This is a genomic window from Streptomyces sp. NPDC006733, assembly GCF_040636125.1.
In the GTDB taxonomy this organism is placed as follows: Bacteria; Actinomycetota; Actinomycetes; order Streptomycetales; family Streptomycetaceae; genus Actinacidiphila.
On record NZ_JBEYJD010000035.1, the window covers coordinates 35,317 to 50,248 of the forward strand.

At 71.8% G+C, this 14,932-nt stretch carries 15 protein-coding genes; 12 read left to right on the top strand and 3 right to left on the bottom strand.

Annotation, left to right across the window (positions count from 1 at the left end):
- Positions 1-7: 7 nt before the first annotated feature.
- Positions 8-1,024, bottom strand: coding sequence for a LacI family DNA-binding transcriptional regulator (locus ABZ721_RS28040; protein ID WP_358791508.1), 1,017 nt, complete (start codon positions 1,022-1,024; stop codon positions 8-10).
- Between the two features lie 221 nt (positions 1,025-1,245).
- On the opposite strand from ABZ721_RS28040, the gene ABZ721_RS28045 reads away from it, so the two are divergent.
- The 10 genes from ABZ721_RS28045 (at position 1,246) to ABZ721_RS28090 (ending at position 11,115) form a co-directional block, all read left to right on the top strand.
- Positions 1,246-1,521 carry a hypothetical protein gene (locus ABZ721_RS28045; protein ID WP_358791509.1) on the top strand — a complete coding sequence of 92 codons (276 nt, stop codon included), beginning with the start codon at positions 1,246-1,248 and terminating at the stop codon, positions 1,519-1,521.
- Positions 1,522-2,023: 502 nt separating this feature from the next.
- Positions 2,024-3,319, top strand: a complete 1,296-nt coding sequence (locus ABZ721_RS28050; RefSeq protein ID WP_358791510.1) for an ABC transporter substrate-binding protein — start codon at positions 2,024-2,026, stop codon at positions 3,317-3,319.
- A gap of 45 nt (positions 3,320-3,364) precedes the next feature.
- On the top strand, positions 3,365-4,348 hold the full coding sequence (locus ABZ721_RS28055; RefSeq protein WP_358791511.1) for a sugar ABC transporter permease: 984 nt from the start codon (positions 3,365-3,367) through the stop codon (positions 4,346-4,348).
- Positions 4,345-5,259: a carbohydrate ABC transporter permease gene (locus ABZ721_RS28060; RefSeq protein WP_358791512.1), complete on the top strand. Its 915-nt coding sequence runs from the start codon at positions 4,345-4,347 to the stop codon at positions 5,257-5,259. Before ABZ721_RS28055 ends, ABZ721_RS28060 begins: the two co-directional genes overlap by 4 nt.
- A complete protein-coding gene (locus ABZ721_RS28065) occupies positions 5,256-7,814 on the top strand; it encodes a glycoside hydrolase family 3 C-terminal domain-containing protein (RefSeq protein ID WP_358791513.1) in 2,559 nt (852 codons plus the stop codon). Before ABZ721_RS28060 ends, ABZ721_RS28065 begins: the two co-directional genes overlap by 4 nt.
- 206 nt (positions 7,815-8,020) lie before the next feature.
- On the top strand, positions 8,021-8,224 hold the full coding sequence (locus ABZ721_RS28070) for a hypothetical protein (RefSeq protein ID WP_358791514.1): 204 nt from the start codon (positions 8,021-8,023) through the stop codon (positions 8,222-8,224).
- Between the two features lie 5 nt (positions 8,225-8,229).
- Positions 8,230-8,766 carry a DUF6879 family protein gene (locus tag ABZ721_RS28075; protein WP_358791515.1) on the top strand — a complete coding sequence of 179 codons (537 nt, stop codon included), beginning with the start codon at positions 8,230-8,232 and terminating at the stop codon, positions 8,764-8,766.
- Complete coding sequence (locus ABZ721_RS28080; protein WP_358791516.1) at positions 8,763-9,605, top strand: helix-turn-helix transcriptional regulator; 843 nt, start codon at positions 8,763-8,765, stop codon at positions 9,603-9,605. Before ABZ721_RS28075 ends, ABZ721_RS28080 begins: the two co-directional genes overlap by 4 nt.
- Positions 9,606-9,808: 203 nt before the next feature.
- Complete coding sequence (locus ABZ721_RS28085) at positions 9,809-9,937, top strand: hypothetical protein (protein ID WP_358791517.1); 129 nt, start codon at positions 9,809-9,811, stop codon at positions 9,935-9,937.
- 71 nt (positions 9,938-10,008) lie between these two features.
- Positions 10,009-11,115 (top strand): methyltransferase domain-containing protein, encoded by a 1,107-nt coding sequence (locus ABZ721_RS28090; protein ID WP_358791574.1) that lies wholly within the window; start codon positions 10,009-10,011, stop codon positions 11,113-11,115.
- A gap of 28 nt (positions 11,116-11,143) precedes the next feature.
- Here the strand turns inward: ABZ721_RS28090 and ABZ721_RS28095 are convergent, their stop codons facing one another.
- Entirely contained in the window at positions 11,144-11,830 is a 687-nt protein-coding gene (locus tag ABZ721_RS28095) for a hypothetical protein (protein ID WP_358791518.1), read from the bottom strand.
- A 204-nt stretch (positions 11,831-12,034) separates the two neighbouring features.
- Here ABZ721_RS28095 and ABZ721_RS28100 point away from each other — a divergent pair, with 204 nt between their 5' ends.
- Positions 12,035-13,000 carry an aldo/keto reductase gene (locus tag ABZ721_RS28100; protein WP_358791519.1) on the top strand — a complete coding sequence of 322 codons (966 nt, stop codon included), beginning with the start codon at positions 12,035-12,037 and terminating at the stop codon, positions 12,998-13,000.
- Positions 13,001-13,309: 309 nt separating this feature from the next.
- Complete coding sequence (locus ABZ721_RS28105) at positions 13,310-13,663, top strand: chaplin (RefSeq protein WP_358791520.1); 354 nt, start codon at positions 13,310-13,312, stop codon at positions 13,661-13,663.
- Between the two features lie 150 nt (positions 13,664-13,813).
- Here ABZ721_RS28105 and ABZ721_RS28110 read toward each other — a convergent pair whose 3' ends face one another.
- Positions 13,814-14,800 carry an NAD-dependent epimerase/dehydratase family protein gene (locus ABZ721_RS28110; protein WP_358791521.1) on the bottom strand — a complete coding sequence of 329 codons (987 nt, stop codon included), beginning with the start codon at positions 14,798-14,800 and terminating at the stop codon, positions 13,814-13,816.
- Positions 14,801-14,932 lie beyond the last annotated feature (132 nt).

Here is a 14,932-nt window from a genome sequence, read left to right on the forward strand (position 1 = left end):
TCCGGACTCAGCGGGACGGCGCGGGGCCCGTGCTCCTGCGCAGCACCATCTCCGGCGGCACCAGGATGTGGTGGCGCGAGGGGCCTACGCCCGTCAGCTGCTCCACCAGCAGTTCCAGGGCGCGGCGGCCCAACTCGCCGAAGTCCTGGCGCACGGTGGTCAGCGGCGGCGAGAAGTACGCGGCCTCGGAGATGTCGTCGAACCCGATGACGCTGATGTCGCCGGGGATCGCGCGCCCCGACTCGTGCAGCGCCCGGAGCAGGCCCAGGGCCATGTGGTCGTTGGCGCAGAACACCGCCGTGACCTCGGGGTCCGCGGCGAGCCCCAGACCGGCCTCGTACCCCGACCGCGCGCTCCAGTCCCCGCTGCGCACCGCAGGCACCGGGGCCCCCGCCTCCTCCAGCGCCCCGCGCCAGCCGCGCTGCCGGGCCGTGGTCTCCAACCAGCCGGGCGGACCGGCGACATGATGCACCGTCGGATGCCCCAGATCGAGCAGGTGCCGGGTGGCGGCCAGCGCGCCCGACTCGTTGTCGATCGCCACCACCGGCACGTGGGACTCGCTGCCGGAGCCGACCGCGACCACCGGCACCACGGTCGAGAGCTTGCCGATCGCACTGACCGCCGACGTCTGCGGCGCGATCACCGCGATGCCCTCCACGCCCTGGTCGCGCAGCCGGTCCACGGCCTCCTGCACCGATCGGCTGTCCAGCGACCGCAGGCTGGCCACGCTCACGAAGTAGCCCGCGCTGCGCGCCGCCTGCTCGATCCCGTCCAGCATCGAGGCGGGCCCGTAGAGCACGCTGCCGAAACTCACGACGCCGAGCGTCTGGGAGCGCCGGGTGACCAGGGCCCGCGCCGCCGAATTGGGTCGGTAGTCCAGCTGCCGGATCGCGGCGAGCACCCGGTCCCGGGTCTCCGCGCGCACGTGCGAGGCTCCGTTGAGGACCCGCGACACCGTCTGGTGCGACACCCCCGCCACCCGGGCCACGTCCGCCATCACCGGCGGACGCGCTTCGGGATCCATCCGCCCGCTTCCCACGTGTCGGCCCCCTCCTCGGCGATTCCCGGCGGCTGCCCGCCCTGGGGCGACCTTCGCAGGGCCACTGGGGAAAGTCTATTTGTTCACGATCACAGAACAAGGCGCGGCGATCGCCCCCGGCTACGTGAGCACCAGCCAGCGGCGACGACGGGCGGCGCCGTGGGGCTCCGCTCGCCGGGTTCGGCCGGAAGTGTGACAGTGGAGAGATGAGCTGGGCGTCATGGACAACCACAGGAGTCTTCGCCGGGCGCGGCGGGGTGCGCACCGACGAGGTGGGGATCCTGACCGGTGACCTTTCCGTGCACACGACGTGGACCGGTGACGAGGCGCGGATCGCGGTGCAGTACAGCGGTTCGTCGGACTGGTTCACCATGACCGGCAGCCCCATCTCCTGCCCGTCCGAGGAGGAGAGCCGGAACCTGCACGACGAGGTGGTCCAGGCGGTGCGCGCCGGCACGGCCGCCACCGTACCGCCCCACTGACCCCGGGCCCCCGGTCCCGGCCCCGGCCCCGGCCCCGGCCGCCGATTCTCAGCCCCTGACTCCGGCACAGGGGCTGAGCGGGCTGTCCGGGACCCGACGCGTGCGAACGCGCCGCCACAGTGCGGCCGACCTGGGAGAGCGCACCCCGATGCAGGTCCGGGACGCCGCGCCGTGATGCGCCCGAGGGGGAGGTTGTATACCGGGAGTCCTGCCCGGGGCGTGGGGGCGAGAGCCGGGAGAGCGCTCTCTGAGTGGGTGATGGTTCCCTCCGCGTTTCCGGGTCGTCAAGCGTGGCGACCGCACGGGCGCCCCAGCGGGCCTGCGGCGCCCATTTTTTGTCACGTTTTCGGGCGGTGCTGCGGTCGGAGCGCCGATTTACCGCCCCGCATCCGTCGCGAACCCTTGACAGCCACGACCCTTCGGCAGGAATCTACGCCAGCGGGAGAGCGCTCTCCCGACTGCTCCCGACACGCTCTCCCTCCCCAGCCACCGAGGACCCACCATGCGCGAGACCCTCACCGGGCGCACCACCCGGCTTGCCGCCGTCGCCGCCACCGTCGCGGGCGCACTGCTCGTCACCGCCTGCGGCAGCGACGCCAAGCCCGCGGCCGACAGCGCGGACGCCAAGATCACGCTCACCGTCAACCTCTTCTCCGACTTCGGCTACAAGGACCTCTACGCCCAGTACCACCAGCTGCACCCCAACATCACGATCAAGGAGAACCGCGCCGACATGGGGGCGCACCACCAGAACCTGCACGCGCACCTCGTGGCCGGCAGCGGCACCGCCGACATCGAAGCCGTCGAGATCGGGCAGATCGCCGGCTTCCAGGGGCAGGCCGGCAAGTTCGTGAACTTCCTCGACCACGGCGTCGACAAGAACCAGTGGGTGCCGTCCAAGACCAAGCCCGCCAGCAGCCAGGACGGCTCGTCCCTGTACGGCCTCGGCACCGACATGGGCGGCATGGCGCTGTGCTACCGCAGCGACCTGTTCAAGAAGGCGGGCCTGCCCACCGACCGCGACCAGGTCTCGGCGCTGCTCAAGGACTGGAACGCCTACTTCGCCACCGGAAAGCGGTTCCTGGCCAAGAGCCCGGACAAGAAGACCAAGTGGTTCGACGCGGGCAGCAACGTCTTCTCCGCGATGGCCGCCCAGGCCCCGCAGGGCTTCTACGACGAGTCCGGCAAGGTCATCGCCGACTCCAACCCGGCGGTCAAGCAGGCCTTCGACCAGGTCGCCGGCGCCATCAAGGACGGCGAGTCCGCCGGGATCGCGGCCTTCACCCCCGCCTGGGACACCGGCTTCCAGAAGAGCCAGTTCGCCACCGTCACCTGTCCCGCATGGATGAGCTACGAGTTCAAGGCCAACCCGCCCGCCGACGGCGGCACGTGGGACATGGCCCGGATCCCGGGCGGCGGGGGCAACTGGGGCGGCTCCTACCTGACGGTGCCGAAGCAGGGCAAGCACACGGCCGCCGCCATCGAACTGGCCAAGTGGCTCAGCGCGCCCGCCCAGGAGGCGTGGCTGTTCAAGAACAAGGGGTACTTCCCGTCCGACCAGGCGCTGTGGAGCCAGCCGGACATCGCCTCGTTCACCGACCCGCTGTTCAACAACGCCCCCACCGGCAAGATCTTCTCCGAGTCGGCGAAGGCCCTGAACCCGCAGCCGCTGGGCGCGCACGGCGGTGACATCGGCAACGTCTTCGGCAACGGCCTGGTCTCCGTGGAGCAGGGCAAGGCCACCGCGGACAAGGCCTGGAAGAACTCGCTCGCCGAGATCGCCAACATCGGCGGCTGACCCGCCCGGCCTCCCGAACCCCGCCCGCAAGGAGAGAACGCCGCCATGGCCGTGTCGACCGAATCCCCGCCCGCCGCCAGAACGCCCGCGGCCCCCGCCGCCCGCGGGCCTTCCCGGTTCGCCTGGCGCCGCCTGGAGCGCACCTCCTCGCCCTACCTCTACATCGCCCCGTTCTTCCTGGTCTTCGCGGTCTTCGGCCTTTTCCCGCTGCTGTACACCGCGTACGTCTCCCTGACCGGATGGCGGGCGGACACCGAGGGCAGTGAGGGCACCTTCGTCGGGCTGGACAACTACCGGGCGCTGCTGCACGACCAGTTCTTCTGGAACGCGCTGAAGAACACGCTGGGCATCGGGGTCCTGTCGACCGTTCCGCAACTGCTGCTGGCGCTGGGCCTGGCCCACCTGCTCAACTACCGGCTGCGCGGCCGCACCTTCATCCGGATGGGGGTGCTGCTGCCCAACGTCACCTCGGTGGCCGCCGTCACCATCATCTTCGTCCAGCTCTTCGGCCGGGACTACGGCCTGGTCAACTGGGTGCTCGGCCTGTTCGGTGTCGACCACACCGACTGGCAGGCCGGCACCCTGTCCTCCTGGGTCGGCATCTCCACCATCGTCACCTGGCGCTGGACCGGCTACAACGCGCTGATCTACCTCGCCGCGATGCAGGCCGTGCCGTTCGAGCTCTACGAGGCCGCCGCCATCGACGGGGCGAGCCGCTGGCGGCAGTTCCGCAGCATCACCATCCCGATGCTGCGCCCGACCATCCTGTTCACCGTCATCACCTCCACCATCGGAGCGCTGCAGATGTTCGGCGAACCGCTGCTGTTCAGCGCCAGCCAGACCCCCATGGCGGGCGGCTCGCAGCACCAGTTCCAGACGATGGCGCTCTACACGTACGACCAGTTCTGGGGCAAGTTCAAGTACGGCTACGGGGCCGCGATCTCCTGGGCGATGTTCCTGGTGATCGTCCTCATCGTCGCCCTGAACTTCGTCCTCGCGCGACGCATGAAGGGAGTCGACGCCGCATGAGCGCCCCCGTTCCCCTCACCGGCACCACCCGCTCCACGGGCCCGGCCCACCGGCAACCGCGCCGGCCGGCCCGCAGGCGCGGCCGGAACAGCCAGCTCACCGCCGGACGGGGCATCCACGCCGTCCTGGCCGTGGTGGTCGCGCTCTCGCTCTTCCCGCTCTACTGGACGGTGGTGGCCGCGTCCCGCGACAACGCCTCCATCACCCGCATGCCGCCGGTGCTGCTGCCGGGCTCCCGGCTGTGGTCCAACATCGGCCGCGTCTTCAGCCAGTCCGACATGCAACTGGCGCTGCTCAACTCGGTGATCGTCTCGACCCTGGTGACGCTCTCGGTGATCACCACCTCGACGCTGGCCGGATTCGCCTTCGCGAAGCTGCGCTTCCGCGGCCGCAACGGCCTGCTGGGCGCCGTCGTGGCGACGATGATGGTGCCCACCCAGCTCGGCATCATCCCGCTCTACATCATGATGGCGAACTGGCTGCACTGGACCGACCACCTCCAGGCCCTGATCGTCCCCTCCATCGCCAACGCCTTCGGCGTCTTCTTCATGCGCCAGTACCTCGTCACCGCCGTCCCCGACGAACTGCTCGACGCCGGGCGCATGGACGGCTGCACCACCCGCGGCCTGGCCTGGCACGTCGTGGTGCCGGCCGCCCGCCCGGCGATGGCGGTGCTGGGGATGCTGACCTTCATGGCCACCTGGAACGACTTCTACTGGCCCAAGGTCGTCATGACGCAGCAGAACCCGACCGTCCAGCTGTCCCTGTCGGAACTGGCCAGCGGCTACTTCCGGGACAACTCACTCGTACTCGCCGGCACGCTGGTCTCCAGCCTGCCGATCATCGTGGTCTTCCTTCTGATGGGCCGCCAGATCCTCGACGGAATCATGCAGGGAGCGATGAAGGGATGACCGTGACCGCGCAGGACCCCGCAGAACCGCCCGCCACCACCCCGGTGCCCCGGGAGCCGTCCACGTTGCCGGAGCCGCCACCGGAGCCGTCATCGTTGCCGTCGACCGACGACCTGGACCGGCTGATCGCCAAGCTCGACCTGCCCGCCAAGGTGCGGCTGCTCTCCGGCTCCGCCGTCTTCCGCACCCCGGCGGAGCCCGCCGTCGGCCTGCGGGCCATGACGTTCTCCGACGGGCCGGTCGGAGTGCGCGGCGAGCGCTGGGACGAGCGCGACGCCGCCCTGACCCTGCCCTCCCCCACCGCGCTCGCCGCCTGCTGGGACGAGGAACTGGTCGAGGAACTGGGCGCGCTGCTGGCGGGCGAGGCGCGCCGCAAGCGCATCGACGTCCTGCTCGCGCCCACCCTCAACCTGCACCGCTCCCCGGTCGGCGGCCGGCACTTCGAGTGCTTCTCCGAGGACCCGCTGCTCACCGGCCGCACCGGCGCCGCGTACGTGCGCGGCGTACAGGGCGGCGGAGTGGCGGCCACCGCCAAGCACTTCGTGGCCAACGACTCCGAGACCGAACGCCTCACCCTGGACGCGCACATCGACGAACGCACCCTGCGGGAGGTGTACCTGGCGCCCTTCGAGGCCGCCGTCCGGGCCGGCGCCTGGGTGGTGATGTCGGCGTACAACGCCGTCAACGGCGCCGCGATGTCCGAGAGCCCGCTGCTCGACGAGCCGCTGAAGGGCGAGTGGGGTTTCGACGGCCTGGTCGTCTCCGACTGGGGCGCGGTGCGCTCCACCGCCGCCTCGGCCCGCGCGGCGCAGGACCTGTCCATGCCCGGGCCGAACGCCCTGTGGGGCGCGGCGCTGGTGCGCGCGGTCCAGGACGGCACCGTCCCCGAGGCAGCGATCGACGCCAAGCTCCGCCGCATCCTGCGGCTCGCCGCCCGCGTCGGCGCCCTGGCCGACCGGCCACCGCGCCCCGTGCCGCCGCCCGCACCTTCCCCCGAGGCAGCGCGGGCTCTGCTGCGCCGGGCCGTCGCCGCCGGGGCGGTGCTGCTGCGCAACGAGGACGCGCTGCTGCCGCTGGACCGCACCCGGCTGCGCTCGGTCGCGGTCATCGGCCCGAACGCCGCCGCCGCCCGGATCCAGGGCGGGGGCAGCGCGGGTGTCTTCCCCGTCGCCGCGCGCTCCCCCCTGGAGGGCATCCGCGGCGCGCTGGACGGCGTCGCCGACGTCCAGCACTGCGCGGGCGTCTTCCTCACCGCCCGTCCGACGCCCCTGTCGGCCCGCGACTCCCGCAACCCGCGCACCGGCGACCCCGGTGTCCTGGTGCGCTACCTCGACGACGAGGACGCCGAGGTGCACGTCGAACACCGGCTCAGCGGCCGGATCCTGGAGCCCACCGACGCGGGAGCCGACATCGGTGCGGCGACCGTCGTCGAGGTCAGTGCCGTACTGCGGCCGGACCGCTCCGGCGAGTGGCAGTTCGCGGTGGTCGGCCTCGGGCAGGTGAGCCTGCGGGTCGACGGCGGGACGCTGATCGACGAGTACGTGACCCCCGAGTCCCGGGACCCCACCTACCTGCACGTCGCACCGTCCTTCCGGCAGGTCCCCTGGCACGTGGAGGCGGGCCAGGACGTGTGGCTGGTCGCCCGCCGCCGGATGGAGGCCGACTCCGGGTACCCGGTGGCGCTCGCCGCCGACCCGCCGCGCCGCGACGAGGACGCGGAGCTGGCGGCAGCCGTGGAGCTCGCGCGCTCCACGGACCTGGCGATCGTGGTCGTCGGCACCACCGACGAGTTCGAGAGCGAGGGCTTCGACCGGCCGGGGCTGGCCCTGCCCGGCCGCCAGGACGAACTGGTGGCCGCCGTCGCCGCGGCCAATCCGCGCACCGTGGTCATCGTGAACTCCGGCGGACCGGTCGAACTGCCGTGGCGCGCCTCGGTGCCGGCCGTCCTCCTCGGCTGGTTCCCCGGCCAGGAGGCGGGCGACGGGCTGGCCGACGTGCTCTTCGGCGCCGCCGAACCGGGCGGCCGGCTCCCCACCACGTGGGCGGCCCGCACCGAGGACGTCCCGGTCCTGGGCACCGTCCCCGTCGACGGCGTCCTGCACTACGCGGAAGGCCCCCGCATCGGCTACCAGGCCTGGCTGCACGCGACGAACGAGCCGGCCTACTGGTTCGGACACGGCCTCGGCTACACCAGCTGGAGCTACGAGGACCTCACGGTCCCGCCGGTGCTCCCAGCCGGGACCGCCCTGACGGTCGAGGTCCGGCTGCGCAACACCGGCCCGCGCGCGGGCCGGGAAGTGGTGCAGCTGTACCTCGCCGCGCCCGGTGGCCCGGAGCGCCGCCTCGCGGGCTACGCCGCCGTCCGCGCCGAACCGGGCGAGACGGTGACGGCCACCGTCCGCGTCGAACCGCGCGCCTTCCAGTACTGGTCCCCGGAACACGCGGGCTGGCGCACCGAACCCGGCACCGTCACCCTGCTCGCCGGATCCTCAGCAGCACAACTCCCCCTGCGCGCCCCCCTCACCCTCACGGACCCCCCACCCCCCGCACCCTGACCGCCCACCTCCTCCGCCTCCCCGCGGACCCCCGACAGGTGTGTCCCCCGGCCCTGACCCCGGGGGGCACACCACGGCCGCCGGCCGGGTTGCGCGCAATCCGGACCGGTTCCGTGCGCCGCGCAATTTCGCGCAATCCCCGTCCCGCAACGCGCCACCAACGGCATCCTGAGGGCTCCGGCCAAGCCGAACGAAGGATCCCTGACATGGCCCTGGAGTTCATCGGCACCACGTCCAAGGACGGCGACTGCCCGACCCTGTACCGCGACACCGTGACCAACGACATCATCGTCCAGGGCGAACGGCTCACCGACCCCGACCACCTCGCTGCGCTGCGGGACGTCAAGGAGTCCGAGACGTTCGTCGTCGTCCCGCGGGAACTGCTGACCCGATTCGGACCCAAGGAGTAGACGGCGTGACCGACCTGATCAGTGGCCCGGCGATCACCGCGTTCTTCCGGGACGGCTTCCAGCACACCGCATGGCGCTGGGAGACGCGGCGGGCCTACGGGGTGGCGTCGGAAACGGAGGACTTCCAGCGGTTCCTTCGCGGTGACAAGCACGTCCCCGCCCTGGACCGGCCATGGCTGGTCACCATGCGGGAGCTGACCGCGCAGGGCAAGCGGGTCGAACGTGTGCGGGTGCTCGACGTGCCTCCCACGGACTACCAGCGCTGGCTGCTGGAGGACGTGGCGGACAGTGTGGCCGCCGGGGAGGACATCCGGTACCTGCCGCGCGACAAGGCGGACGGCCTCGGCTTCCCCATGCGCGACTTCTGGCTGTTCGACTCCAAGGTCATCGGGCAGTTCTCCTTCGACGGGGACCGCTCGCTGGGTATGCACCTGACGCAGGACACGGAGCAGGTCCTGCTCGGATGCCAGATCCGTGACGCGGCCTGGCACTTCGCGCGCCCTGCCCGTGAGTTCACAGCGCAGGTACGTTCCTCCGTGTGAGTACCGACTTCCAGCAGGCCCGGCTTGCCCTCGGTGTGCGGCTGCGCGAACTGCGCACCGAGGCCGGCCTCAGCGGACGGGACCTGTCGTCCCAGCTCGGATGGCAGGCGTCGAAGGTCTCGCGCCTCGAGAACGGCAAGCAGACGCCGAGCCTGTCGGACCTCGACGCCTGGGTCGCGGCGGTCGGGCAACCCGACTCAGCCGCGGAGCTGCGTGGCCGCCTCCAGGGCTTGGAAACCCGCTACCGCTCGTGGCGCCGTCAGTTGGCGGCAGGCCACCGGCCCCGCCAAGAGGCAGGCATCACCGAGACCAACCGCAGCGAAGTCGTCCGGTCGTTCGAAGCGGGAGTCGTTCCCGGCATGCTCCAGACCGCCGACTATGCCCGTCACGTCCTCAGCCGGTACGTCGACCTGCGTGGGACGCCCCGGGACATCGAGCTCGCCGTCAACGCCAGGATGCAGCGCCAGGCAGCCCTGTATGAAGGCGGACGCAAGTTCCACCTCCTGATGTGGGAAGCCGCCCTGCACGTGCTCCTGTGCCCGCCGGACGTCCTCGCCGGCCAACTCGACCGGTTGATCGGACTGCTCGGCTTGAGCAGCGTCTCCCTCGGCATCATCCCCCTCGGCGCCCCGATGACCCTCGCCCCTGGGGACGGGTTCTCCATCTACGACGACCGCCTGGTGATCTCCGAGACGTGGAGCGCCGAGCTATGGCTCGACGAACCGCAGGAGATCGCGTTGTTCTCGACGATCTGGGAGGCCCTCAACGCTTCAGCCGTCTACGGCCACCGGGCGCACCGCCTCATCGCCCGGGCGCGGTCGTCCCTGGACCAGGCTTGAGCAAGCTCCTCCAATCCTCGCCCGCCAGAAGCAATCCCGCGCAATCACCGCGCACCTGAGCAACCGGGATCTCTAGCGTCTTCACCTGAGCACTGCACTCGGCGATGAAGCCGACGCGACGGCGACCTGCTCGACCGAGGGATTCCCAGCCGAGGCCGTGCCTCGTCCACGTCACTCCATCCGCCATCAGCGAGGAGACCCGCATGACCACACTCCAGCACCCGACCGCCGGGGACGAGGACCAGCACCCCGGCCAGCCGTGGCCGGTCCCGTCAGAACCGCCGAACCCCGACGGTACGACCCCTCCCGGGGACGGAGGCCGCCGCAAGTGACGATCAGGACCACACAGGTGGGACGGCCCAGTCGCGAAGAGCTGGGACGGATCCTGCTCGCCTCGGGCGCCATGGGCTCGGACTGGCTGCCGGCCTTCGCCGCCGTCGACCGCGCCGCGTTCCTCCCCGACACCGTCTGGCCGTTCGACATGGCCACCCAAGCCAGCAGCGTCATCAGCAAGGCCGACGATCCGGAGGCGTGGTTCCAGCACGCGGACACCGACCGGCCGATCACCACCCAGTGGGACGACGGCAACCACCACGGCTGCGAGCCGGGCCGGGTGGCGACCTCGTCGTCCTCCGCGCCGGGCGTGGTCTTCGGCATGCTCCAGGACCTCGGCGTCGCCGACGGACAGCGCGTCCTGGAGATCGGCACCGGCACCGGCTGGAACACCGCCCTGCTCGCCCACCGGCTCGGCGGGGCGAACGTCACCTCGCTGGAGGTGGACCCCGCCGTCGGCGGCAGGGCGAGGGACGCACTGCACCGGGCGGGTGCGCTCGCGACCGTGGCGGTGGCCGACGGCCTGTTCGGGTACCCGCAGCACGCCCCCTACGACCGCGTCCTCGCCACCTGCGGAGTGCGCGACATCCCCTTCGCCTGGGTCCGGCAGTCCGCCGCGGGCGGGCTGATCGTCGCCCCCTGGGGGACGCACTTCTCGAACCGGGACGCCGTCGCGCGGCTCACGGTCGCCGACGACGTCAAGAGCGCCACCGGCTACTTCACCGGCCCCGTGGAGTTCATGAAGGTCCGCTCCCAGCGGCTCCCTCCCGTCCGGCACGCCGCGTACGTGCCGGAGCGGTTCCACAGGACGGCGGACATCAGCACCACCACGCTGACCGCCCAGGACGGCTTCGACGACCGCTTCGGGCCGTTCCTGTTCGTCGCCGGCCTGCGGGTGCCGCACTGCCTGCACGCCGGGGACGCGCGCGGCAGCGCCCGCAGCGACTGGTTCTACAGCTTGTCGGACCTGTCCTGGGCGGCCGTGCTCTTCCAGGACGGCACCCCGGAGTCGACCGTCTACCAGGCAGGACCCCGCCGCCTGTGGGACGAGGTGGAGGCGGCCTACGACTGGTGGGACGGCCAGGGCCGCCCCGGCCTCTCACGCTTCGGGCTCACGGTCACAGCGGAAGGGCAGGACGCCTGGCTCGACGACCCGGCCGCGTCCTGGCCGGTCTGACGCCTGCGGAGTCCGGGGCCCTGGCCCGCTACGCGGCCGACCAGACGATCGGCTTGCTGAAGTAGGGCGTGACCTGGCCGGCCTCGTTCGGACCGCCGTTCCAGCGGACGTCCTGGATCGAACCGCCGCCCGGCATGAGGTAGGTGAGGCAGCTCTTGTAGGACTTGCCGTTCGCGAAGGGCTTCGGCGCCTTGTTGTCGGCGCACCGCTTGAACTCGCCCAGGAAGATGACGCTCGCCTGCGGCTGCCCGCGATCGTCGTACGCCTTCAGGGTGAGGTCCGGGTCGTCGTCCCCCGTCGGTGCGGCGGTTCCCAGGGCCTTGACGCTCACCGTGACGTAGTACGGCGTGGCCGCGCGCTCGTTGGCGTTCAGTTGGACGTTCTTGAAGTCCTCGATCGAGCCCTTCTCGATCGACTCGACCGTCACCTGGAGCCGGAAGCCCTTCAGGGCGGCGTTCTTGGAGGCGAGGTACACGGACGGTGGGACCCAGGCGACGGTCGCGTCCTTGCCCAGGGCCAGACGCGTCCCGACGGGCGTGAGTCCGTCCGAACCGGATCCCGGGGCGGCGGCGGGCGGCTGCGCCGACTTGGCGGCGGTGGTGGGCGTGCCGGTGGCGGGAGCACCCGACCCGGACGACCCGCTTCCACCGCACGCGGTGAGGGCGGAGGCTAGTACGGCGGCCGCGACCAGCGCGGTTCTTCGACGTGGAGTCACCCGGACAGGGTGCTCCGGCGGTGCCCGCCTGTCGCGTCGCGTTCCGTTCAGCGGAACACCCACCGGGCTCCCGCGCTCCACCCGCATCCTGGAGCACACGCGCGGGCGCCCGTAACTCGCTTGACTGGCCTGCGGCATCGCCTAGGGTCGTCCCGGCGTGGCGATCCGCTGGGCCGGGCTACGACCGTGACGTGGAGGACGACTGTGCGCAAGCGCCGGCTGGGCCGTAGTGGTATCGAGGTGTCCGAGATCGGTTACGGGGCCTGGGGGATCGGCGCGTCGGGTTGGGTGGGTGCCACGGAGGACGAGTCGGTGCGCGCGCTGCACCATGCCGTCGACCGGGGCGTGAACTTCATCGACACCGCGCGCGGTTACGGCGAGAGCGAGCGGATCGTGGGCCGGGTGGTTCGCGAACGGGCCGGGGACCAGGTGTACGTGGCGACCAAGGTGCCCCCGAAGAACCGGGTCTGGCCCGCACCCGACGGCCTGGACCCCGCGGAGGCCTTCCCCGGTTCGCACATCCGCGACACCCTGGAGACCAGCCTGCGGGTCAGCGGCCTGGACCACTTCGACGTGCTGCAGTTCCATGTCTGGAGCGACGAGTGGGTCGGCCGCGGCGACTGGCTGGAGACGGTCGCCGAGCTGAAGGAGCAGGGCAAGATCCGGCTGTTCGGCGTCTCGATCAACGACCACCAGCCGGACAACGCGCTGGCCCTGGTCCGGAGCGGCGTGGTGGACACCGTCCAGGTGATCTACAACATCTTCGACCAGGCGCCGGCCGACACCCTGCTGCCCGCCTGCCAGGAGCACGGCGTCGGCGTGATCGTCCGGGTGGCCCTCGACGAAGGGGGCCTGACGGGGCGCGTCACCGCCGGAAGCACCTTCCCCGAGGGCGACTTCCGCAGCCGCTACTTCCGCGGCGACCGTCCGGCGCAGGTCGAGCAGCACGTCGACGCGATCGTCGGCGATCTGGGCATCGCCGCCGACGAGATCGCGGAGACGGCGCTGCGGTTCGTGCTCAGCGCGCCGGCCGTGTCCACCGTCATCCCCGGCATGCGCACCGTGCGCAACGTGGAGCGGAACACCGCCGTGAGCGACGGCCGCCCGCTGACCGCCGAGCAGCTTGCCGTCCTCGCCAAGCACCGCTGGCAGCGCAACTTCTACTCCTGACACCAGGTCGCAACTGCGCTCTCCTCGGGTGACGTCCTCGTAGGGCCGGAGGACGCGCGGGCCGGAGGCGCCCTGGTCGCAGCCGCGGAGTGACGACCAGCACTGTGCGGTGAGTTGGCGGGCCTCGGCGCCGACCCAGCGTCGGGGCAGGGTCGGGGGCAGGGCGCACCGGGTGGGCTGTTGCGGTGAGATGCCGCTTATGTCGTGGCAAAGTCGGCGTGTTGGGGAGGTTTTCGCCGCGAATGTATGGGCTTGATCGTGGGGTCTGTGCCGCAACCGATGCGGTGCTTCCTCGACAAGGAGAAATTGATGTCGCGTATCGCCAAGGCCACCACCGTGGTCGCGGTCATGGGATCCGCCCTGTTCGCCGGCGCGGGCATGGCCTCCGCCGACGCGGGTGCGGAGGCGGCGGCCATCGGTTCCCCCGGTGTGCTCTCCGGCAACGTCCTCCAGGTGCCCGTGCACGTCCCGGTCAACCTCTGCGGCAACACCGTGAACGTGGTCGGCCTGCTGAACCCGGCGTTCGGCAACACGTGCGCGAACACCTCCTCCGGTCACATGACCGGTGACGACGGCCGCCCGCACGGCCAGCACGGCCCGCAGGCCGGCCACGAGACCCCCGGCCACGACAACGGCGGCAAGGACGACGACTGCGACGAGTGATCCGCGGAGTGCCCGCCGGTGCACCGGACCTTCCCGTACAAGGTCCGCCGCACCGCGCGTCACTCCAGGATCGGTGAACGGCGATGGGCCCGGCGGTGCGAACCGCCGGGCCCATCGGCCTGTACCACCCGGAGGGCGCAGGCGACCGGCTCAGTCCAGGGCGGCGAGCAGCTCACGCTCGCGCTCGGCGCTCAACCCCGCCCGGCGGGGCCGGTCGAGACCTTCCTCCCGCTCCCAGCGCAGGGTGTCCGCCAGCATCTCGGCCCGGGGCCGGTTCCGCAGGCCCGCCGCGCTCGCCGCGTCGCCGTTGCGGGCGCTGAAACCCGTCCAGTCCTTGTTGACCATCCACATGGCGAGGGACTCGGGGCCCATGAACTCGACCACCTCCTGCGCCAGCAGCCGCTCGGGGTCGGCCTCCACCACCGGTCCGGTGTGGCCGCCGATCTCCCGCGAGAGGGCGACCCACTGTCCGAAGGGCACGATCGGGCCGACCGCGTTGAACGTTCCGGTCGTCCCGTTCTCCGCGCAGAGCAGCAGCCACTGTGCGAGGTCCCGGACGTCGACCGCCTGGGTCGGGATGTCGGGGGAATCGGGCACGAGCAGCGGTGCGAGCGGCTCGCGGGCGGACCGTGCGACCCAGTAGCCGGTGCGGCCGCTGTGGTCGCCGGGGCCACCGATCAGTCCGGCCCGGGCGATCAGCAGCCGGTCCGCCACCTCGGCCGTCGTGGCGTGCTCGCACGCCGCCTTGGCCTGCCCGTACTCCTCGCGCTCGACCTCATCGCCCTCGGCCGCCGGCAGCAGCTCCGCGGACTCGTCCGCGTCCGGCTGCCCCTGCGACGCGTACGCGCTGACCGACGACACGTACGTCCAGTGGCGCGCCCGCCCGCCGAGGGCCGCCAGCGCCCCGCGTACGAAGCCGGGCTGCCACGACACCTCGAAGACCGCGTCCCACTCCCGGTCCGCCAGGCCCTCGTACGCCGACGCGTCACGCCGGTCGGCGACGACCAGCCGTGCGCCCTCGGCCACTTCGCCGCTCTCCCCGCGGGCCAGGCATGTCACCTGGTGTCCGCGCTCCAGTGCCTGCCGCGATATCTCGCGGCCCAGCCATGCCGTCCCGCCCAGTACCAAGATCTCCATACGGCCACTCAAACACCGGCCCGCTGGTGCACGCGACCCGACTTCGCCGACAGCGAAGAGGTTCGCCGAGAGCGGAGAGCCGGGATCGACGATCGAGGGGCCGGCCGCGTCGGCGGAACCCGGGGCACGTCG

Excerpts from the sequence above, each read along its gene's own strand:
- ABZ721_RS28085 (WP_358791517.1), top strand. The coding sequence starts at position 9,809 with ATGACCACACTCCAGCACCCGACCGCCGGGGACGAGGACCAGCACCCC.
- ABZ721_RS28065 (WP_358791513.1), top strand. The coding sequence starts at position 5,256 with ATGACCGTGACCGCGCAGGACCCCGCAGAACCGCCCGCCACCACCCCG.
- ABZ721_RS28060 (WP_358791512.1), top strand. The coding sequence starts at position 4,345 with ATGAGCGCCCCCGTTCCCCTCACCGGCACCACCCGCTCCACGGGCCCG.
- ABZ721_RS28045 (WP_358791509.1), top strand. The coding sequence starts at position 1,246 with ATGAGCTGGGCGTCATGGACAACCACAGGAGTCTTCGCCGGGCGCGGC.
- ABZ721_RS28070 (WP_358791514.1), top strand. The coding sequence starts at position 8,021 with ATGGCCCTGGAGTTCATCGGCACCACGTCCAAGGACGGCGACTGCCCG.
- ABZ721_RS28040 (WP_358791508.1), bottom strand. The coding sequence starts at position 1,024 with ATGGATCCCGAAGCGCGTCCGCCGGTGATGGCGGACGTGGCCCGGGTG.
- ABZ721_RS28105 (WP_358791520.1), top strand. The coding sequence starts at position 13,310 with ATGTCGCGTATCGCCAAGGCCACCACCGTGGTCGCGGTCATGGGATCC.
- ABZ721_RS28050 (WP_358791510.1), top strand. The coding sequence starts at position 2,024 with ATGCGCGAGACCCTCACCGGGCGCACCACCCGGCTTGCCGCCGTCGCC.
- ABZ721_RS28055 (WP_358791511.1), top strand. The coding sequence starts at position 3,365 with ATGGCCGTGTCGACCGAATCCCCGCCCGCCGCCAGAACGCCCGCGGCC.
- ABZ721_RS28090 (WP_358791574.1), top strand. The coding sequence starts at position 10,009 with ATGGGCTCGGACTGGCTGCCGGCCTTCGCCGCCGTCGACCGCGCCGCG.
- ABZ721_RS28110 (WP_358791521.1), bottom strand. The coding sequence starts at position 14,800 with ATGGAGATCTTGGTACTGGGCGGGACGGCATGGCTGGGCCGCGAGATA.